The sequence below is a fragment of the Magnetospirillum sp. 15-1 genome (assembly GCF_900184795.1).
In the GTDB taxonomy this organism is placed as follows: domain Bacteria; phylum Pseudomonadota; class Alphaproteobacteria; order Rhodospirillales; family Magnetospirillaceae; genus Phaeospirillum.
This window is the reverse complement of sequence record NZ_FXXN01000019.1, coordinates 103,994-122,829: the sequence shown is the minus strand read 5'-3', so window position 1 is coordinate 122,829 and position 18,836 is coordinate 103,994. Positions and strand designations below refer to the sequence as shown.

Sequence of the window (18,836 nt, the reverse complement as noted above, 5' to 3'; positions counted from 1 at the left end):
CTCAGTCATACTTTTCCCGATACTTCTGGACGATGTGCAAGGCGATAACATTCAACCCGAGGGTGATGGTGAACAGCATCAGGCCAAGGGCGAAAGCCGCCAGGGTCTTGGGGCTGTCGAATTCGGTGTCGCCCACCAGCAGGGTGACGATCTGCACTGTGACGGTGGTTACCGCCTCCAGGGGGTTGGCGGTCAGCTTGGCCGACAGGCCGGCGGCCATGACCACGATCATGGTCTCGCCGATGGCCCTGGACACGGCCAACAGCACGCCGCCGACGATGCCGGGCAGGGCGGCGGGCAGCACCACCTGGACGATGGTCTCGGACCGCGTGGCGCCCAGGCCGAAGGCGCCTTCGCGCAAGCTCTGGGGCACGGCGGTGATGACGTCGTCGGACAGCGACGAGATCAGCGGAATCAGGGTGATGCCCATGACGAAGCCGGCGGCCAGGGCGCTTTCCGCCGCCACGTTGAGGCCGAACGCCCCGCCGATGCTGCGGATCACCGGCGCCACCGTCACCACGGCGAAGAAGCCGAACACCACGGTGGGAATGCCGGCCAGAATCTCCAGCGCCGGCTTGGCGATGGCGCGGATGCGCGGCTGGGCGTATTCCGACATGTAGATGGCCGAGAACAGGCCGAGCGGCAGGGCCACCACCATGGAAATGGCGCTGATCAGCATGGTGCCGGTCAGCAGCGGCACCATGCCGAAGGCCCCCGAGCTGCCCACCTGATCCGAACGGGTGGCCATCTGGGGGCTCCAGTTGAGGCCGAACAGGAAGTCGACGAAATCCACCATGTGGAAGAACCGCAGCGCTTCGAACAGCAGCGACAGGACGATGCCCACCGTGGTGAAGATGGCCACCGTCGAACTGGCCACCAGGAAGACGTTGATGGTGCGCTCGACCCGCGGCCGGGCGCGCAGCTCGGCGTGGACGCGGCGATAGGCGAAGGTGGCGCCGGCCAGGGCCAGGGTCACGGTCACCGCCACGGCGCTGGCGAAGCCGGTCTGCTGCAGGCGGTTGTAATGCTCGGCGGCGGCGGCGAAGTCGGGATTGGCGGTGGCGTGGCCCTGGGCGGCGTTGCGCACCTCGTTGATGATCACGTCGATGCGTTCGTCGGGCAACTGGCGCAGGGCTTCCGGCAGGTCGGCGATGACCAGGGCGCGGATCAGGCTGGGCTCGAACATCAGCCATACGGCCAGGATGGCGAAGGCGGGCAGGCCGCACCACAGCGCCACCCACCAGCCGTAATAGCCGGGCAGCGAATGAAGCGTGCCGGGATGGCCCGACGCGACGGCGAAGGCGCGCTTGCGTCCCAACTGGAAGGCCAGGGTGGAAAGCAGCAGCAGCAGGGCGGCTAGGGTGACGGTCTGCATGGATTGGGCGACCCGGAAAAGGAATTGGGGGAGGCCGTCATGGCCTCCCCCTTCACGATCACATCTTCAGTTCGCCCAGGTTGCGGGCGTTGGCGGCCTGCTCCTTGCGGGTGGCGTCGGGCGAGGCGATCAGACCCTTGTCGGCCAGATAGCCTTCCTTGCCCCAGGCCTTGTCCGAGGTGAACTCGGTGACGTATTCCTTGACGCCGGGGACCATGCCCACGTGCTGCTTCTTGATGTAGAAGAACAGCGGGCGCGACACCGGGTACTTGTTGCTGGCGATGGCGTCGTAGGTGGCGGTCACGCCATCCACCGGAGCGGCCTTGACCTTGTCGCGGTTCTGGTCGAGGTAGCTGAAGGTGATCACGCCCAGCGCCGCCGGGTTCGAGGTGATCTTCTGCTGGATCACGGTGTAGTTCTCGGACACCTCGACCCAGGCGCCGTCCTCGCGCACCGTCTGGCAGGCCTTCTTCTTGGCGGCCTTATCCAGGGCCTTGATCTCGGGCTGCTTTTCGCAGGCCGGGTCGAGGACCAGTTCCACATAGGCGTCGCGGGTGCCGTGGTTCGGGGCCGGGCCGTACACCAGGATCGGCTCCTTGGGCAGCGACGGATCGACGTCGCTCCAGTTCTTGTAGGGATTGGGCACCAGCTTGCCGCCCACCGGCACGTCCTTGGCGGTGGCCTTGTACATCTGCTCGCGGGTCAGCGTGAAGTCGGGGCCGGCCTTGGAATTCATGAACACGATGCCGTCATAGCCGATCACCACCTCGGTGACGCCGGTGACGCCGTTCTTGGCGCAGAACTCCAGCTCGGACGGCTCGATGCGGCGCGACGCGTTGGTGATGTCGGGGAAGCTTTCGCCCACGCCCGAACAGAACAGACGCATGCCGCCGCCGGTGCCGGTGCTCTCGACCACCGGGGTCTTGAACTTGCCGACCTTGCCGAAGGCCTCGGCCACGGCGGTGGAAAACGGGTAGACGGTGGACGAACCGACGATGCGGATCTGATCGCGGGCTTGGGCCGCGCCGGCGGTGGCGACGGCGGCCAGGGCGACAGCGGCGACGGCCAGGGTCTTGGTGGACATGAAACCTCCGGGGGAGTGCAACGGGATGGGGGAGGCGAGGCTCCCTCGGCCGGCATCCTATCGGTGCTGTGTTACAGCCCGGAGACGGTGGCGTGAAGGTTTTGTGACAGAAAGATTAATCGTTTCAAATCAATGGACTGATGGCGGAGAGCAGACGCTTCAGGGCGTCGTCCAGGTCCCATCCCGCCAGGTTGCCATAGCCCAGGATCAGTCCCGGACACCCTTTTGTGACACGATGGAAGCCCAGCGGCGTCGGGGCCAGGCCATGGGCATGGGCCGCGTTGGCGGCGGCATTCTCGTCGCTGCCCTCGGGCAGCCAGAGGATGGCGTGCAGCCCGGCCTCGCCGGCGGTGACCGGCAGGTCCGGCCCCAGGATGCGTGCCGCCGCGTCCAGCAGGGACCGTCGCCGCTTGCCGTACAGGCTACGCATGCGGCGCAGATGGGCGCCGAAATGGCCCTCCTCCATGAAGGCGGCCATGGCCGCCTGGGTCAGCCCGGCCGGCGCCATGTCGGCAGTGCGCCGCGCCGCCACGAAGGCGGGGACCAGCGAGGGCGGCACCACCAGCCAGCCCAGGCGCAGGCCGGGAAACATGCTTTTCGAGAAGGTGCCGAGGTAAAGGGTGCGGCCATGGCGGTCCAGGCCCTGCAGCGAGGCGGCCTGCTGCCCGGCGTGGCGGAAGTCGCTGTCGTAATCATCCTCGATGATCCAGCCGCCCCGGCGGGCCGCCCAGTCGATCAGGGCGAGGCGGCGGGTTAGCGGCATGGTGGCGCCGGTGGGGAACTGGTGCGACGGGGTGACGCAGGCCAGCCGCGCCTCGGGGCAACGCCGCTCCGCCAGGGCGGGGTCGAAGCCGTCGGCATCCACCGGCACCGCCTCGGCCACGGCCCCGGCGGCGCGCAGCACTCCGGCCAGCCCGCCATAGCAGGGGTCTTCCACCAGCACCCGGTCGCCGGGCTCGATCAGCACGCGGGCCACCAGATCGAGGGCCTGCTGCGAGCCGCCCACCACCATCACCTGATCGGCATCGCAGCGCACCGCCCGCGTCCTGCCCACATGCTCGGCGATGGCCCGGCGCAGCGGCGGGTGGCCCAGGGGATCGATGCCGCACATCAGGTCCAGGGGCGGACGGCGCCACAGCCGGCCCAGGACGCGACGCCACTCGGCATGGGGAAAGGCCGCCAGATCGGGCACGCCGGGGGCGAAGGGCCGTGACGGGTCGCGGACGATCATCATGGGCGGCGCGGCACTCCACGCCCGGGTGCGGGGGGCGGGGCGGGCGATGGCTGCGGGGGGCGGGCCGGCGCCGTTCCCACCGGCTGCTGGCGGGCGGTGACGCGGGTAGCCGATCCCCGCCGCCCCTCGGTGAAGCCCTCGGCGGCCAACTGGTCGTAGGCGGCCAGCACGGTGTTGCGCGCCACCCCCAATTGCCCGGCCAGGGCGCGCGACGAAGGCAGGGCCGCCCCCTCGGCCAGCCGCCCGTCGAGAATGCTCTCACGCAAGGCGAGGTAGAGGCGGCGGTGCAGGGGCAGGCCCCCGTCATCGGGGGGCGGGGCGAGAGTCAGGAGCATGGCGGCCTCATAAAGTGGCCCGTTGAATATAGAAGAAGTGGACCTTTTATGGGAACCACTTGTGGCGCAGTGTGGGTGGGAAAGGAGAACCCGTCATGCTTGCCAGAACCGATCGCACCACCTTCCGCCAGCGGCCCCACCGGGGCAGCCTCGATTCCGAGCTGATCGCCGCCATTCTCGACGAGGCGCTGACCTGTACCGTGGCCTTCGTCGATGATGGCCGACCGGTCAGTATCCCAACCACCCACTGGCGGGTGGGCGACCGGGTGCTGTTCCACGGGGCCATGGGCTCGCGCCTGGCCAAGACCATGGCGGCCGGGGCCGAGCTGTGCGTGACGGTCACCCTGGTGGATGGGCTGGTGCTGGCCCGCTCGGCCTTTCACCATTCCATGAATTACCGGTCGGTCGTCCTGTTCGGCCAGGCCGGGGAGGTCACCGATCCGGCCGAGAAGGAAGCCGCCTTCGCCACCCTGATCGAGAAGCTGGCGCCGGGGCGCTATCCGCAGGTGCGGCCGCCGAGCCTCAAGGAACTGGCGGCCACAAGGCTGCTGGCCCTGCCCATCGCCGAGGGCTCGGCCAAGGTGCGCTCCGGCCCGCCGGTGGACGACGAGGACGACATGGGCTGGCCGGTCTGGGCGGGCGTGGTGCCGGTAAGGCTGGAGCGGGGCAAGCCCATTGCCGACGCGTCCTGAGTCCGCAAGGGCCCGTGCATCGGCCTGATCGCCCGGGCCCTTGCGTGAACTGACGATATTTCCATGAAAGAGGCTGGCATGACGCGAAAAGTGAAGGTGGTCTACAAAGTCACGTGGCCGAACGGCAAAATCTATGTCGGCGTCGATATGACGGATTCGATCACCTATTTCGGCAGCCCGGACCAAAGCCTGATCGAGGCCGACTTTCCCAGTCGCGGGGCTCGGCGCGACATGACCGTGCGTCGGGAAATTCTTTGGGAATCCGACATCGCCTCGAATGCCGAAGCGCTGCGCAAGGAGCGGGAATTGATCATCGCCCTGCGCGCCGACGATCCGGCTATCGGTTACAACAAAGGTCCCCGATTGGCCGGATAAGGGGGCAGGCGGGCCTTACCGCCGCAGCGCCGCGATATTGGCGGCGTAATCCTTGGTCTTGAATACCGCCGAGCCGGCGACCAGGACGTTGGCGCCCGCCGCCACCACGCGGTGGGCGTTGTCGGCGGTGACGCCGCCGTCCACTTCCAGGTCGATGGGGCGATGGCCGATCATCTTTTTGATGCGGGCGATCTTTTCCAGTTGCGCCTCGATGAAGCTCTGGCCGCCGAAGCCGGGATTGACGCTCATCACCAGCACCAGATCGAGCTTGTCCATCACGTATTCGATGACGTTCTCGGGGGTGGAGGGATTGAGCGATACACCGGCCTTCTTGCCGAGCGAGCGGATCAGTTGCAGCGAGCGGTCCAGATGGGTGTCGGCCTCGGCGTGCACCACGATGATGTCGGCCCCGGCCTTGGCGTAGTCCTCGATATAGGGCTGGGCCGGGTCGATCATCAGGTGGACGTCGAAGACCTTGGTGGTATAGGGCCGGATGGCCTTGATGATGGCCGGGCCGAAGGTCAGGTTGGGCACGAAGTGGCCGTCCATGACGTCGATATGCACCCAATCGCAGCCGGCCGTGTCGATGGCCTGGACCTCTTCGCCCAGGCGGGCGAAATCGGCGGACAGGATGGAAGGGGCGATCTTGACGGTCATGGGCTTGGTCCAGTCTTTAAAAATCGTCATGCCCGGACTTGATCCGGGCATCCATGGGGGACCCCCGGGTCAAGCCCGGGGGTGACGACATGATAGAGGTTGCTCAGTTCACCTTGGGAGCCAGCTCGCCCTTGGCGTAGCGGGTGCTCATGTCCTCGAGGCCGACCACCTTGATCTTCGAGGCCTGACCGGCGGTGCCGAAGGCTTCGTAGCGGCTCTTGCAGACCTCGACCATGGAGGCGATGGAGGGCTTCAGGTAGTCGCGGGGGTCGAACTTCTTGGGGTTGTCGTGGAAGTACTTGCGGATGGTGCCGGTGACGGCCAGACGCAGGTCGGTGTCGATGTTGATCTTGCGCACGCCGTGCTTGATGCCCTCGACGATTTCCTCGACCGGCACGCCATAGGTCTCGCCGAGCGCGCCGCCGTACTCGTTGACGATCTTCAGCAGGTCCTGCGGCACCGAGGAGGAGCCGTGCATCACCAGATGGGTGTTGGGAATGCGGGCGTGGATTTCCTTGATGCGCTTGATGGCCAGCACTTCGCCCGTCGGCGGACGGGTGAACTTGTAGGCGCCGTGGCTGGTGCCGATGGCGATAGCCAGCGCGTCCACCTGGGTCAGCTTGACGAATTCGGCGGCCTCGTCCGGGTCGGTCAGCAGCTGGGAATGGTCCAGCTTGCCCTCGGCGCCGACGCCGTCTTCCTTGCCGGCGGTGCCGGTTTCCAGCGAGCCGAGGCAGCCCAGCTCACCCTCGACCGACACGCCGCAAGCGTGGGCGATGTCGACCACCTGCCTGGTGACGCGCACGTTGTAGTCCCAATCGGACGGGGTCTTGCCGTCTTCCTTGAGCGAACCGTCCATCATCACCGACGAGAAGCCTGACTGGATGGCGCGCACGTTGATGGCCGGGCTGGTGCCGTGGTCCTGGTGCATGCAGACCGGGATGTTCGGGAAGGCCTCGATGGCGGCCAGGATCAGGTGGCGCAGGAAGGGCTCGCCGGCATACTTGCGGGCACCGGCCGAAGCCTGGAGGATGACCGGCGAATCGGTGGCCGAAGCGGCCTCCATGATCGCCTTGACCTGCTCCATGTTGTTCACGTTGAAGGCGGGAATGCCATAGCCGTTCTCGGCCGCGTGGTCGAGGAGCTGGCGCATCGAAACGAGGGACATCTTACTTCATCTCCTTCCTGGCGTTATTACCGTCGTGGCCGTCTTAGAGGCGGGCCTGGGCGGCGGCGGCCACCGCTTGGGCGGTAATGCCGAAATGCTCGTAGAGTTTCTCGGCGGGCGCCGAGGCTCCGAAACCGTTCATGCCGATGACGGCGCCGTTTTCGCCGACCCAGCGCTCCCACCCGAAGGTGCCCAGCGCCTCGACGGCGACCCGCACGGTGCCCTCACCCAGCACCGAAGCACGATACTCCTTCGGCTGACGTTCGAACAGTTCCCAGCAGGGCATGGAGACCACGGCCGCCGCGACGCCCTTGTCGGCCAGCAGCTTGCGGGCCTCCATGGCCAGGCTGACTTCCGAGCCGGTGGCGATCAGGGTGACCTGGCGCTTCTTGCCGCCCTCGGCCTCGGCCAGGACATAGGCGCCCTTGGCGGTGAGGTTCTCGTCGGTGTGGGTGGTGCGCAGCGTCGGCAGATTCTGGCGCGACAGGGCGAACACCGACGGGCCGGTGGTGTTTTCCAGGGCGGCCTCGTAGGCCTCCATGGTCTCCACCGGATCGGCGGGGCGGAACACCAGCACGTTGGGGGTGGCGCGCAGCGCCGCCAGGGTCTCGATGGGCTGGTGGGTGGGACCGTCCTCGCCCAGACCGATGGAATCGTGGGTCAGCACGTAAAGCACCCGCTGCTCCATCATGGCGCTCATGCGCAGCGCCGGCCACAGGTAGTTGGCGAAGATCAGGAAGGTGCCGCCATAGGGGATGAAGCCGCCATGCAGCGACAGGCCGTTCATGATGGCGGCCATGCCGTGCTCGCGCACGCCGTAATGGATGTAGCGGCCCGAGAAATCCCTGGCCGACACCGGCTTGGTGGCCTTGGTGATGGTGAGATTCGAATGGGTGAGATCGGCCGAGCCGCCGATCATCTCGGGGATGGCCGGGGTCAGGGCTTCCAGCACTTCCTGGCTGGCCTTGCGGGTAGCCCACTTGGGCTGCTCGGCGGAGACCTTCTGCTTGAAGGCCGACACCGTCTGCTTCCAGGCCTCGGGCAGCTTGCCGGCATTGGCGCGCTCGAACTCGGCCTTGGCTCCATAGGCGTTGAAGCGCTTTTCCCACTCGGCGCGGGCGGCGGCGCCCCTGCTTCCGGCGGCGCGCCAGGCGCTCAGCACGTCGGCGGGAATCTCGAAGGGAGCGTGCGGCCAGTTCAGCTTGGCCCGCGCCCCGGCGATCTCCTCGGCCCCCAGGGGGGCGCCGTGGGTCTTCTCGCTGCCCGCCTTGGTGGGGGCGCCGAAGCCGATGACGGTCTTGCAGGCGATCAGGCTGGGCTGGCCGGACTTCCGGGCGGCCTCGATGGCGGTGGCGATGGCCTCCGGGTCATGGCCGTCGACCCGGCACACATCCCAGTTGGAGGCCTGGAAGCGGGCCAACTGGTCATCCGAGGTGGAGACCGCGGTGTCGCCGTCGATGCAGATGTGGTTGTCGTCCCACAGCACGATCAGCTTGGAGAGGTTCCAGACGCCGGCCAGGGAGATGGCTTCCTGGCTGATACCCTCCATCAGGCAGCCGTCGCCGGCGATGACGTAGGTGTAGTGGTCGACGATGTCCTTGCCATGGCGGGCGGCGGCCATCTTCTCGGCCAGGGCGAAGCCCACGGCGTTGGCGATGCCCTGGCCCAGCGGGCCGGTGGTGGTCTCGGCGATGGCGACGTGGCCGAATTCCGGATGGCCGGCGGTGCGGTAGCCCAACTGGCGGAAGTTCTTGATCTGCTCGATGTCCGAAAGGTCCTCGAAGCCGGTCAGGTAGCCCAGCGCGTAGAGCAGCATGGAGCCGTGACCGGCCGACAATACGAAGCGGTCGCGGTCGGCCCATTTGGGCGTACGCGCGTCGAACTTGAGGAAGCGGGTGAACAGCACGGTGGCCACGTCGGCCATGCCCATGGGCATGCCGGGATGGCCGGACTTGGACTTCTCGATGGCGTCCATGGTCAGGAAGCGGATGGCATTGGCCATTGTGGCGGGGGTGGTCATCGAGGAATCCTCAAGAGTGAAAGGGGCAAGTCAGGTCAGGCGCGGCGGTGCCACGAGGTCAACATCTGGCGCGGCCCGGCGGCCCCGCCGATCATCAGGGTCTGGGTCTTTTCCAGTTCGCGGGTGCGCTCGACACCGTCGAGCAGCAGGCCGGTGGTGATGCCGGTGGCACAGAACACCACGTCGTCGGAACGCACCATCTCGTCCAATCGGTACCAGCGGGCGAGGTCCATGCCGGCCTTCTCGACGGCGGCGGCCTCGGTGGCCAGCTGCGGATCGATGCGGCCCAGGAATTCGCCGCCCATGGCGCGGATGGCCATGGCCGACAGCAGGCCCTCCGGCGTACCGCCGGTGCCCATCAGGGCGTCGATGCCCGAATCGGGAATGGCCGCCATCAGGGCGCCGGCCACGTCGCCCGCCGGATAGAGGGCGACGCGGGCGCCGGCATTGTGGATAGCCTGGACCAGCGCCTTGTGGCGCGGCTTCTCGATGACATAGACGGTCATGTCCTCGAGCGGCTTGTTCAGCGCGGCGGACAGTTGCTTCAGGCGCTCGGCCACCGGAGCCTCGGGGTCGATCCGCCCTCGGGCGGCGGGTGGTGCGGCCAGCTTTTCCATGTAGCGGGCCGGTGCCGGATCGAACAGGGTGCCGTGCGGCGCCATGGCCACCACCGCCATGGCGTTGGTCATCCCCTTGGCCAGGAACGAGGTGCCCTCCAGCGGGTCGACCACCAGGTCCCAGGCGGGCTTTCCCGTTCCGGAGCCGAAGCGCTGGCCGTGATAGAGCATGCCGATCTCGTCCCGGGGGCCTTCGCCCACCAGCATCAGGCCGTCCAGGTTCAGGCTTTCCAGCTCGGTCTGCATGGCCGCCACGGCGGCATCGTCGGCCAGGGCCTTGTCGCCGCGCCCGATCCAGGCGTAGGCGGCCCGCGCCGCCGCCTCGGTGGCGCGACGTAGCTCATAGACTCCAACGGTGCCGCTTCCGGCGCCGGTCTGTCGCTGTTCGGTCATCGGCCGCTTCCAATTTCCGGTGAGGTGTTTTGGCCGATAGTGGGGGGCCGGGTCAAGCGAAGGAACACCCGTTCGGACCTATCCGCAAGATTCTTGTGGATAGGTCCCATGCCACCCGGATGGGGAGCCTAAGTGAAATCCCGCATCAACGCCGCGATCATGGCCGGCGGCAGTACCGCCATGTGGCCGTAACCGGGGTGGGAAACGCTGAACACCACTCGGGCGCCGGGCCGGCGGAAGCGGTCTACCTGGGCCGGGCTGAAGGGGAAATGCAGGAAATGGACGGAAGAGGTCTTGCCGTCGGCGGTGGTGCGCTCCACGTCGTCCTCGGGACGGGCCGGGATGGCTTCGCCGTCCACCTCGAGGGCGATGGTCTCCTCGATGCCGCCCAGCCCGGCCAGCACGCGGGCCCGCAGCCGCTCGTCATCGATCTCGATCATCATGGTGGCGACCAGCTCGCGGCCGTTGGGGACCAGGGTGTTGTAGGCCGCCAGCTCGCCCTCCAACTGGGCGGCGCCGCCCTTCTCGGCGCGCAGCATCTCGTGAATCTGGTAAAGCATGGTGTCGCGGCATTCGAAGAACACCGTGATGTGGGGCCCCACCGACAAGCGGCGGTCGCGCTTCAGGGCGATGATGGCGGCGCGGGTCTGCTTGCGCACTTTCTCGTAGGCGTCCAGCGGCAGGATATCGGCGGGGGTGATGGCGGTCATGGTTGTTCTCCCCTCAGTCCATAGGCGGCGGCCAGGATCTCGATGGGATGGCGCGAGGATTTGAGCCGCGAGGCCGGGTCGATCCCCTCGATCCCCTGGGCCACGTGGGCGCCGGCCAGGGGACATTCGGCGGCCAGATGACCGCAGCCGCTGTCGGCGGCCTGCCGCGCGGCGGGCCTGCCTACCTTCAGCGCCACCGGGAAGTTGTCGGTCTTGATGCCCCACGAGCCGCCGTGGCCCGAGCAGCGCTCGATCACCTTGACCGGCGTGTCCGGGATCAGGCGCAGCAGGTCGGCGCCCTTGGCTCCCACGTTCTGGGCGCGGGCGTGGCAGGACAGGTGCAGCACCACCCCGTCCGGCACCGGCGTCAGTCCGGGAGCGAGGCCCTCCTTGCGGGCGATGTCGACCACGTATTCGGTGATGTCGTAGGTGGCGGCGGCCAGCCGCCCGACCGCCGCGTCACCGGGCTCGATCAGCGGCCACTCGACTTTCAGCATCAGGGCGCAGGACGGCACCAGGGCGACCACGTCCCACCCCTTGTCGATCCATGTCCCCAGGGCGCGCGAGATGTCGCGGGCCTTGCGCGCCACCTCCGCCATCTCGCCGTGCTCCAGTTGCGGCATGCCGCAGCATTCGGGATAGACCAACTCGGTAACCACGCCGTTATGGGCCAGCACGGCACGGGCGGCGGTGCCGATATCGGGATTGTTGTAGTTGCCGAAGCAGGTGGCGAAGATCACCGCCTTGCGCCCCAGGGCGGGGGCGGACTGATTGACGGCGGGGCCGCCGGCCTTGGCGCGCTTGACCAGGGTGTCGGCATGATAGCGGGGCAGGTCGGCGTCGGGATGGATGCCGGCGGCCAGCTTGAGCAGCGGCCTGGTCAGGCGGTTGCCGCGCCGGGTCGCCCAGTTGGCCAGGGCGGGGGCGAGGGCGGCCAGCCTTCCGTTGCGGTCGGTTCTGGTCAATTGGCGGGCCACGAAGGGCGTCTTGCCCCGGGCGGTCTCCATGGCGCGATAGCGCACCATCAGATGGGGGATGTCCAGGTTGAAGGCGTGGGGCGGCACGTAGGGACACTTGGTCATGAAGCACATGTCGCACAGCGTGCAGGCATCGACCACCGGCTTCAGCGCGGGGCTCGGCACGCCGCCCAGCTCGGCATCGCCCGCCGCGTCGATCAGGTCGAACAGGCGGGGGAAGGAATCGCACAGGTTGAAGCAGCGCCGGCAGCCGTGGCAGATCTCGAACTGGCGGCGCAGTTCCGCGTCGACCTTGGCCGGGTCCAGGTAATCGGGATTCCGCCAGTCATGGGCATGGCGGGTGGGGGCTTCCAGGCTGCCTTCGCGCATGGTGTCCTCCTTGACGAAGGCGGGCGGTCCCGCCGGGGCCGCCCGGATGCATCGTGTCAGTTTCCCAAGCCGTCCAGGGCCTTCTGGAAGCGGCCGGCATGGGATTTTTCCGCCTTGGCCAGGGTCTCGAACCAGTCGGCGATCTCGTCGAAGCCCTCGTCCCGCGCCGTGCGGGCCATGCCGGGATACATGTCGGTGTATTCGTGGGTCTCGCCCGCCACCGCCGCCTTGAGGTTGGAATCCGTGGGGCCGATGGGCTGGCCGGTGGCGGGGTCGCCCACCGCTTCCAGGAATTCCAGGTGGCCGAAAGCGTGGCCGGTCTCGCCCTCGGCGGTCGAGCGGAACAGGGCCGAGACGTCGTTGTGTCCTTCCACGTCGGCCTTCTGGGCGAAATACAGATAGCGGCGGTTGGCCTGGCTTTCGCCGGCGAAGGCCGCCTTCAGATTGTCCATAGTCTTGGAACCGTTCAGGGATGCCATGGAATCCTCCTGCTGATCCTCGCGATCGTCATGGGTCGCGCTGGGGGAGGTCGCCCGAAGCTCAGGCCGAAGGCCAGGAATCGGGAGGCCCTGTCAGGAAGGTGGTGCATCCGTCACGCCTTTAAAATAATTCTAAAGTGTGAGGCGGGCAGAAAACGAATATGCCCGGAACTTGTCTGGGCATGCCGTTCGAGAGAATGTCTCCCGACCTGTCAGGAAAACGCCTTGAAGGCGATCAGGGTGAAGGTGTCCTTGACGCCCGGCAGGCGCTGGATGGTGTCCACCACGAACTGGCCGATATCGGCGGCATCGTCGAGATAGCACTTCAGCATCAGATCGTACTGGCCGGAGATGGAGTGCACCTCCGAGACCTGTTCGATGTCGACGGCCTCGTCGGCCACCTGATAGGCCAGCCCCAGTTCGCACTTCACCTGAACGAAGATGGTCTGCATGGGGCGTCTCCCATCAATCCTCGGACTCGGAATCCGTGTCCGCATCCGTATCGTTGTCGCCGTCGGCCGAGGCCTTGCCCGTCTTGGCCGGCAGCGGTACCGCATTGGCCATGAAGTCGGGCATGTGATCGCCGAAGCCGATCACGCCGTCGGCGTGCAGCATCTCGCCGATACCCAGCTCGTCGATACGGCCGCGGCGGCGTCCGCCGCGCTCGTCGCGCCGGCTGTCGTCACGGCTGCGGCCACCACGCCGGGGCTCGTCGCGCCGGGGTTCATCACGGCGGGGCTCGTCACGGTCCCGGCCACGTCCACGCGAACGCTCGGCGCGTTCCGGCCGTTCGGCCCGTTCCTCGCGCGGCTGCTCGATCGCTTCCCTGGGGGCTTCCTCGGGGGTGGCGACTTCGACCTCGGCGGCGGGAGCGGGGGCCTCGTCGCGGCGCGGGCGGCGCTCGCGGCGGGGCTTGGCATCCTCGTCCTTGCCGCGGGCGGGGCGCTTGGCGTCCTTGGGGGCGCCGCGTCCGCCACGGCCCTTGCGGGCGGTCATGTCCAGTTCCAGGGCGGGGACGCCCTCGACCTCGATGCGGGGGATGGTGGTGCCGATCATCGCCTCGATGGCGCCGACGAAGCGGCCGTCATCGGGGGAGGCGATGGTGAAGGCGTGGCCTTCCATGCCGGCGCGGCCGGTGCGGCCGATGCGGTGGACGTAATCCTCGGCATGGATGGGGACGTCGAAGTTGAAGACGTGGCTGACCGCCGAGATGTCGATGCCGCGTGCGGCGACGTCGGAGCAGACCATCAGGCGGGCTTCGCCCTTCTTGAACTTCTCCAGCGTCTCGCCGCGGGCGCTCTGGGCCATGTCGCCGTGCAACTGCACCACGTCGAAGCCGTGCTTCTTCAGCGAGCGGAACAGCACGTCCACGTCGCGCTTGCGGTTACAGAAGATGAAGGCGTTCTTCACTTCCTCGACGCGGATCAGGTGGCGCAGCGTCTCGCGCTTGTCGATTTCCTCGACCACCGCCAGGGCCTGGACCACGGTGGTGGCGGCGGAAGCGCCGGTGGAGACCTTCACTTCCTTGGGGTTCATCAGGAAGGCGTCGGCCAGCCGACGGATTTCCGGGCCCATGGTCGCCGAGAAGAACAGGGTCTGCCGGATCTTGGGCAGCAGGCCGACGATCTTTTCCACGTCGGGGATGAAGCCCATGTCCAGCATGCGGTCGGCTTCGTCGATGACCAGCACCTTGACGTCGTTCAGCAGGATGCGGCCACGCTCGAACATGTCGAGCAGGCGCCCCGGCGTGGCGATCAGCACGTCGACGCCGCGATCCAGCAGGGCGACCTGATCGCTCATGGATTCGCCGCCGATGATCAGCGCCTTCTTGAGCGGATGGTACTTGCCGTACTTGTCGAAGTTTTCCGCCACCTGGGCGGCCAGTTCCCGGGTTGGTGCCAGGATCAGCGAGCGCGGCATGCGCGCCTTGGCGCGGCCGGCTGCCAGGATCTCGATCATGGGCAGCGTGAAGGACGCCGTCTTGCCGGTTCCGGTCTGGGCGCAGCCCAGCACGTCGCGGCCCATGAGCACCACAGGGATCGCCTGGGCCTGGATGGGGGTGGGGTGCGTATACCCCGATTCAGCGAGCGCCTTCAGAATCTCCGGCCCGAGGCCGAGGTCTTCAAAGGTGGTCGTGGCGGTTTCCGGGCCGTCTTCGCGGCCGATGTCTTGATGGGTCGTCATGTGGGGCCGGATAATTATGGTTTCGCGGCCTTAAGTCAATGACGGAACACGGTTTCCCCATTGTAGCGTCCATTGTGGCCGGATTAGGCTGATCTTCGACCAACGGAGAAGCCCCGCCATGCTGATCGAAGCCCAACGTTCCTGCCTGCTGATCGTCGACGTCCAACAAGGTCTGGCGCCGGTGATGAGCGACCCCCGCCGGGTCTATCGCGGCTGCGGCCTGCTGCTGCGCGCCGCCGCCCGCCTGTCCCTGCCGGTGGTGATCAGCGAGCAGTATCCCAAGGGCCTCGGCCCCACCTCGGGCGAATTGCTGGAATACGCCCCCGAGGGCGCGGTCATGGAGAAGCTGCATTTCTCCTGTGCCGCCGACGACGGCATCCGGGCCCGTATCGAAGGGTCGCGCCGCGACCAGATCGTCATCGCCGGCATCGAATCCCATGTCTGCGTGCTGCAGAGCGCCCTGGGCTTCAAACAGGCGGGCTTCAGCCCGGTGGTGGTGGCCGACGCCTGCGCGTCGCGCGATCCCGCCAACTATCAGGCGGCCATGTCGCGCCTGGCCGACAATGGTGTCGAGATCGTCACCGTCGAGATGGTGATCTTCGAGTGGCTGCACCGGGCCGGCACGCCGGAATTCAAGGAGCTCTCGGCCCTGATCAAATGATGGTGCGAAGCCCCCGTCCGGCCGCGCTATACCTGGGGGTGCTGTGGCGGAAAAGCGGATTCCCGTTCCCATTATAACCATTTGAAATGTATGGACTAAGTCTCGGGCGAACATGAAATTTTTTCCAGACGGATATTTTTCCCTTTTCATCGTCCGAAAACGGCGTATATAGCGGCTTCAGGTGAGACGTACAGCGCACGTGCCTCTGGCCCCCGAGGGGGTTTAAGTAACGACGTCCAAGGCGTCTTCTGGGTGCAAGCGGGGTTAAGACCCCCAGTGCTTGGAGGAAGTAGCTATGAACGTGGTGGCTCGGCAGTCGCTGTCGATGAACTCCAATCCTCTCTTCGCGAACGGATTCCGTCCCCGGCAGGCCTGGGCCTTGCTGTGGGTCGATGTGCGAAGTACCTCCCGGCGGATCTGACGGCTTCCCGAATTGCCGTCACCTGAACGTCGTCCTGCCGTTTGAGTACGGTGGGCCGAGCAGAGAGAGTTTTCGGGCCAATCCAATGCCCGGCCTGTTCGAGAGGAATTTCGCGATGACCGCGAAGATTGCCCGTTTCCTTGAGGAAGTTCGTCCCGTCACCCCCTGCGTGGTCGTCGATCTGGACGTGGTGCGCGACAACTATCAGGGCCTGCGACGCTGGTTGCCGCTGGCCGAGGTCTATTACGCGGTCAAGGCCAACCCGGCGCCGGAAATCGTGCGCATGCTGGTGGGCGAAGGCTCGCGCTTCGACGTGGCGTCGCGCGGCGAGATCGACCTGTGCCTGTCCAGCGGGGCGCCTGCCGAGCGTATCTCGTTCGGCAACACCATCAAGAAGCAGTCGGACATCGCCTACGCCTACGCCAAGGGTGTCCGCCTCTATGCCTTCGACTCCGAGGCCGAGCTGGAGAAGCTGGCCGAGGCCGCGCCGGGCTCGCGCGTGTTCTGCCGCATCCTGATGACCTGCGACGGCGCCGAGTGGCCGCTGTCGCGCAAGTTCGGCTGCGAGATCGACATGGCCAAGGACCTGCTGGTCAAGGCCCGCGAACTGGGGCTCGACCCCTACGGCGTGTCCTTCCACGTGGGCAGCCAGCAGACCGACCTGAAGCAGTGGGACATCGCGGTGGGCAAGGCCGCCATGCTGTTCTCGGCGCTGGACGCCGCCGGCATCGATCTGCGCATGGTCAACCTGGGCGGCGGCTTCCCGGCCCGCTACCGCAAGGAAGTGGACGGCATCGAGCGTTATGCCGAAGCCGTCATGGACGCCATGACCAAGCATTTCGGCAACAACATCCCCTCGATGATCATCGAGCCCGGCCGCTCCCTGGTGGGCGACGCCGGCATTCTCGAGACCGAGGTGGTGCTGATCAGCCGCAAGGGCTATGACGACGACGTGCGCTGGGTCTATCTGGACGTGGGCAAGTTCGGCGGCCTGGCCGAGACCATGGACGAGGCCATCAAGTACCGCATCGTCACCACCCGCGACGGTGACGACACCGCCCCGGTGGTGCTGGCCGGTCCCACCTGCGATTCCGCCGACATCTTGTACGAGAAGGCCGGCTACGAGATGCCGGTCAGCCTCAAGGTGGGCGACAAGGTGCGCATTCTGTCCACCGGCGCCTACACCACCTCGTATTCGGCGGTGAACTTCAACGGCTTCGAGCCCTTGAAGGCCTACTTCATCTAGGCTTTTTCCCCCGGGGAAGAACGCAAGGCCCGCCCGGCAAGTTCTGCCGGGCGGGCTTTTTTGCGCCCCGCTTCCGGCAAGTCCTGCCGCTCTCAATAAGGTTAACGCATTGATTTCATTGATTTTTGTAAATGGCATCGCCCTTGCAAATACCTAGGCGGATCAATGCCCGTCGTAAACGGAGGCGACGATGCTGTGGGGTGCTTTTACCAACGCCAGCCAGGCGATGCAGACGATGGACTGGGCCATGGGCTCGGTCTCGCAGAACATCGCCAACGTCAACACCACCGGCTACAAGGAAAAGGAAACCCTTTTCAAGACGGTGCTGTCGGAAACCCATACTTCGCCCGCCCAGACCAATAACTCGCCGACCAAGGCGACGGCCACCACCGGGCTGGATATCTTCGGCGTGCGGCCGGTGGATCGCAATCTGATCACCAAGTCGGGAACCATCACGTCGTCCACCACCTGGAGCGACATGGCCATCAACGGCCGTGGCTTCTTCATCGTCAGCCAGCCCGACAGCACCGGCGCTCCCCAGACCAGCCTGACGTCGTCCAGCACCCTCTATACGAGGGCGGGCAACTTCACCCAGAAGGCGGTCAACGGTAATAACTACTTCACCACTCCCGAAGGCAATTTCCTGATGGGGTGGCAGGCCGACAACCTGGGAAACATCACCGCCAACTCGGCTCTGAGCCCGGTTTACGCCAATCTCGGGCAGAAGGCCGATGGTCAGGCCACCACGTCCATTCAGGTGGTGGCCAATGCGCCGTCCAACGCCACCCTGACCGGTTCGACCAAGACCTTCACCGACAGCACCAGCATCACCGACGGTTTCGGCACCGCCCAGGACATGACCATGACCTGGAATCGGGTGGACGGTGACACATGGACGGTGGATTTCTCGCTGCCGGCCAATCCCGCCAGTGGCAGCGTCGGCACCATTACCGGCTCGCCGGTCACGGTGACCATGGATTCCAACGGCGTCATCACCTCGCCGACCACCTCGGCCTCGGGCACGGGATTCGCCGATTTGACCATCGACTGGTCGGCGGGTCCCACTTTGCAGAGCACGGCCAGTCTCGATCTCAATTCCAACAAGCCCGCGTTCGCCTCGGTCGTCGAGACCACCGCCATCTATGACAACGCGTTCAATTCCCATAACCTGGGCATGGCCTTCGAGCATTCGGCCAATGGCCAGTGGTACTTGCGCCTCCAACCGGTGGCCGCCGAAGGTTCGATCTCCAACCTTACCGCCGACGGGGCCGCCTGCGGCTCCTCCATCCCCATCACCTTCGATGGTTCTGGAAACCTCCTCACACCCGCCAGCGCGACGTTTACCGTCGATTGGACGGCAACGGGGGCCGGCTCCAATACCGTCACCCTGGATTTGCGCAAGCTGACCCAGTTTTCCAGCGAGCCCGCCAACAAGCTGGAGGTAAAGACCATCGATCCGGATGGCTTTGCCAGCGGCACCATGGATTCGGTGGAAATCAGCACCGACGGCAGCGTGGTCGCCCACTACGACAATGGGCAGACCAGACGGATTTTCCAGATTCCGGTGGCGAGCTTCGTGTCCGCCGACCAGCTCGACCCCGTTTCCGGCACGCTGTTCCGCGCCACCGAGCAGGCGGGCGACATGACCGTGGCCGCCATCACCGACCAGGGCAGCGGCGCCAGTATCGTGGCCTCGGCCATCGAGACCTCCAACGTCAATCTCGAGGATCAGTTTTCCCGGATGATCGTCACGCAGAAGGCTTATTCGGTGAACTCGAACGTCTTCAAGACCGCCGACGAGATGAGCCAGACGGTGCGCGACCTGATCACCTGAGGCGG

Annotated in this window: 18 protein-coding genes; 5 read left to right on the top strand and 13 right to left on the bottom strand. The window is 66.4% G+C overall.

Features of this window, described 5'->3' with window-relative positions; translation table 11 throughout:
- Position 1: 1 nt before the first annotated feature.
- The 4 genes from pstC to CP958_RS26875 all read right to left on the bottom strand — a co-directional run bounded on the left by pstC (position 2) and on the right by CP958_RS26875 (position 4,028).
- On the bottom strand, positions 2–1,375 hold the full coding sequence (gene pstC / locus CP958_RS05540) for a phosphate ABC transporter permease subunit PstC (RefSeq protein WP_096700979.1): 1,374 nt from the start codon (positions 1,373–1,375) through the stop codon (positions 2–4).
- Between the two features lie 58 nt (positions 1,376–1,433).
- Positions 1,434–2,459: a substrate-binding domain-containing protein gene (locus CP958_RS05535; RefSeq protein ID WP_096700978.1), complete on the bottom strand. Its 1,026-nt coding sequence runs from the start codon at positions 2,457–2,459 to the stop codon at positions 1,434–1,436.
- A 124-nt stretch (positions 2,460–2,583) separates the two neighbouring features.
- On the bottom strand, positions 2,584–3,693 hold the full coding sequence (locus CP958_RS05530; protein ID WP_242442762.1) for a PLP-dependent aminotransferase family protein: 1,110 nt from the start codon (positions 3,691–3,693) through the stop codon (positions 2,584–2,586).
- Entirely contained in the window at positions 3,690–4,028 is a 339-nt protein-coding gene (locus CP958_RS26875) for a winged helix-turn-helix domain-containing protein (RefSeq protein ID WP_242442761.1), read from the bottom strand. The genes CP958_RS05530 and CP958_RS26875 overlap by 4 nt, the downstream gene beginning before the upstream one ends.
- 95 nt (positions 4,029–4,123) lie before the next feature.
- Here CP958_RS26875 and CP958_RS05525 point away from each other — a divergent pair, with 95 nt between their 5' ends.
- Both CP958_RS05525 and CP958_RS05520 read left to right on the top strand, forming a co-directional pair.
- Positions 4,124–4,720 carry a pyridoxamine 5'-phosphate oxidase family protein gene (locus CP958_RS05525; protein ID WP_096700977.1) on the top strand — a complete coding sequence of 199 codons (597 nt, stop codon included), beginning with the start codon at positions 4,124–4,126 and terminating at the stop codon, positions 4,718–4,720.
- Between the two features lie 63 nt (positions 4,721–4,783).
- Complete coding sequence (locus CP958_RS05520) at positions 4,784–5,095, top strand: hypothetical protein (protein ID WP_197706355.1); 312 nt, start codon at positions 4,784–4,786, stop codon at positions 5,093–5,095.
- Between the two features lie 15 nt (positions 5,096–5,110).
- On the opposite strand, the gene rpe is transcribed toward CP958_RS05520, so the two are convergent.
- The 9 genes from rpe to CP958_RS05475 form a co-directional block, all read right to left on the bottom strand.
- On the bottom strand, positions 5,111–5,752 hold the full coding sequence (rpe, locus tag CP958_RS05515) for a ribulose-phosphate 3-epimerase (RefSeq protein WP_096700975.1): 642 nt from the start codon (positions 5,750–5,752) through the stop codon (positions 5,111–5,113).
- Positions 5,753–5,855: 103 nt separating this feature from the next.
- On the bottom strand, positions 5,856–6,920 hold the full coding sequence (gene fba / locus CP958_RS05510) for a class II fructose-bisphosphate aldolase (RefSeq protein ID WP_096700974.1): 1,065 nt from the start codon (positions 6,918–6,920) through the stop codon (positions 5,856–5,858).
- Between the two features lie 43 nt (positions 6,921–6,963).
- Positions 6,964–8,940: a transketolase gene (tkt, locus tag CP958_RS05505; protein ID WP_096700973.1), complete on the bottom strand. Its 1,977-nt coding sequence runs from the start codon at positions 8,938–8,940 to the stop codon at positions 6,964–6,966.
- A 35-nt stretch (positions 8,941–8,975) separates the two neighbouring features.
- On the bottom strand, positions 8,976–9,950 hold the full coding sequence (glpX, locus tag CP958_RS05500) for a class II fructose-bisphosphatase (RefSeq protein WP_096700972.1): 975 nt from the start codon (positions 9,948–9,950) through the stop codon (positions 8,976–8,978).
- Positions 9,951–10,078: 128 nt separating this feature from the next.
- Complete coding sequence (locus tag CP958_RS05495; protein WP_096700971.1) at positions 10,079–10,660, bottom strand: DUF3501 family protein; 582 nt, start codon at positions 10,658–10,660, stop codon at positions 10,079–10,081.
- Entirely contained in the window at positions 10,657–12,006 is a 1,350-nt protein-coding gene (locus tag CP958_RS05490) for a heterodisulfide reductase-related iron-sulfur binding cluster (RefSeq protein WP_096700970.1), read from the bottom strand. Before CP958_RS05490 ends, CP958_RS05495 begins: the two co-directional genes overlap by 4 nt.
- Before the next feature lie 56 nt (positions 12,007–12,062).
- Positions 12,063–12,485, bottom strand: coding sequence for a rubrerythrin family protein (locus CP958_RS05485; RefSeq protein WP_096700969.1), 423 nt, complete (start codon positions 12,483–12,485; stop codon positions 12,063–12,065).
- A gap of 212 nt (positions 12,486–12,697) precedes the next feature.
- Complete coding sequence (locus tag CP958_RS05480) at positions 12,698–12,937, bottom strand: Lrp/AsnC ligand binding domain-containing protein (protein WP_096700968.1); 240 nt, start codon at positions 12,935–12,937, stop codon at positions 12,698–12,700.
- A gap of 13 nt (positions 12,938–12,950) precedes the next feature.
- Positions 12,951–14,669: a DEAD/DEAH box helicase gene (locus CP958_RS05475; protein WP_096700967.1), complete on the bottom strand. Its 1,719-nt coding sequence runs from the start codon at positions 14,667–14,669 to the stop codon at positions 12,951–12,953.
- A gap of 118 nt (positions 14,670–14,787) precedes the next feature.
- On the opposite strand from CP958_RS05475, the gene CP958_RS05470 reads away from it, so the two are divergent.
- The 3 genes from CP958_RS05470 to CP958_RS05460 all read left to right on the top strand — a co-directional run bounded on the left by CP958_RS05470 (position 14,788) and on the right by CP958_RS05460 (position 18,831).
- Positions 14,788–15,330, top strand: coding sequence for a hydrolase (locus tag CP958_RS05470; protein WP_096700966.1), 543 nt, complete (start codon positions 14,788–14,790; stop codon positions 15,328–15,330).
- Between the two features lie 536 nt (positions 15,331–15,866).
- Complete coding sequence (locus CP958_RS05465) at positions 15,867–16,997, top strand: type III PLP-dependent enzyme (protein WP_096701038.1); 1,131 nt, start codon at positions 15,867–15,869, stop codon at positions 16,995–16,997.
- 190 nt (positions 16,998–17,187) lie between these two features.
- Complete coding sequence (locus CP958_RS05460) at positions 17,188–18,831, top strand: flagellar hook-basal body complex protein (protein ID WP_096700965.1); 1,644 nt, start codon at positions 17,188–17,190, stop codon at positions 18,829–18,831.
- Positions 18,832–18,836 lie beyond the last annotated feature (5 nt).

Bases quoted from the DNA above. Each gene is read 5' to 3' on its own strand.
- CP958_RS05490 (WP_096700970.1), bottom strand. From the start codon at position 12,006: ATGCGCGAAGGCAGCCTGGAAGCCCCCACCCGCCATGCCCATGACTGG.
- CP958_RS05495 (WP_096700971.1), bottom strand. From the start codon at position 10,660: ATGACCGCCATCACCCCCGCCGATATCCTGCCGCTGGACGCCTACGAG.
- tkt (WP_096700973.1), bottom strand. From the start codon at position 8,940: ATGACCACCCCCGCCACAATGGCCAATGCCATCCGCTTCCTGACCATG.
- CP958_RS05460 (WP_096700965.1), top strand. From the start codon at position 17,188: ATGCTGTGGGGTGCTTTTACCAACGCCAGCCAGGCGATGCAGACGATG.
- CP958_RS05485 (WP_096700969.1), bottom strand. From the start codon at position 12,485: ATGGCATCCCTGAACGGTTCCAAGACTATGGACAATCTGAAGGCGGCC.
- CP958_RS05480 (WP_096700968.1), bottom strand. From the start codon at position 12,937: ATGCAGACCATCTTCGTTCAGGTGAAGTGCGAACTGGGGCTGGCCTAT.
- CP958_RS05530 (WP_242442762.1), bottom strand. From the start codon at position 3,693: ATGATGATCGTCCGCGACCCGTCACGGCCCTTCGCCCCCGGCGTGCCC.
- CP958_RS05520 (WP_197706355.1), top strand. From the start codon at position 4,784: ATGAAAGAGGCTGGCATGACGCGAAAAGTGAAGGTGGTCTACAAAGTC.
- CP958_RS05475 (WP_096700967.1), bottom strand. From the start codon at position 14,669: ATGACGACCCATCAAGACATCGGCCGCGAAGACGGCCCGGAAACCGCC.
- CP958_RS05470 (WP_096700966.1), top strand. From the start codon at position 14,788: ATGCTGATCGAAGCCCAACGTTCCTGCCTGCTGATCGTCGACGTCCAA.
- glpX (WP_096700972.1), bottom strand. From the start codon at position 9,950: ATGACCGAACAGCGACAGACCGGCGCCGGAAGCGGCACCGTTGGAGTC.
- CP958_RS05525 (WP_096700977.1), top strand. From the start codon at position 4,124: ATGCTTGCCAGAACCGATCGCACCACCTTCCGCCAGCGGCCCCACCGG.
- rpe (WP_096700975.1), bottom strand. From the start codon at position 5,752: ATGACCGTCAAGATCGCCCCTTCCATCCTGTCCGCCGATTTCGCCCGC.
- pstC (WP_096700979.1), bottom strand. From the start codon at position 1,375: ATGCAGACCGTCACCCTAGCCGCCCTGCTGCTGCTGCTTTCCACCCTG.
- CP958_RS26875 (WP_242442761.1), bottom strand. From the start codon at position 4,028: ATGCTCCTGACTCTCGCCCCGCCCCCCGATGACGGGGGCCTGCCCCTG.
- CP958_RS05535 (WP_096700978.1), bottom strand. From the start codon at position 2,459: ATGTCCACCAAGACCCTGGCCGTCGCCGCTGTCGCCCTGGCCGCCGTC.
- CP958_RS05465 (WP_096701038.1), top strand. From the start codon at position 15,867: ATGACCGCGAAGATTGCCCGTTTCCTTGAGGAAGTTCGTCCCGTCACC.
- fba (WP_096700974.1), bottom strand. From the start codon at position 6,920: ATGTCCCTCGTTTCGATGCGCCAGCTCCTCGACCACGCGGCCGAGAAC.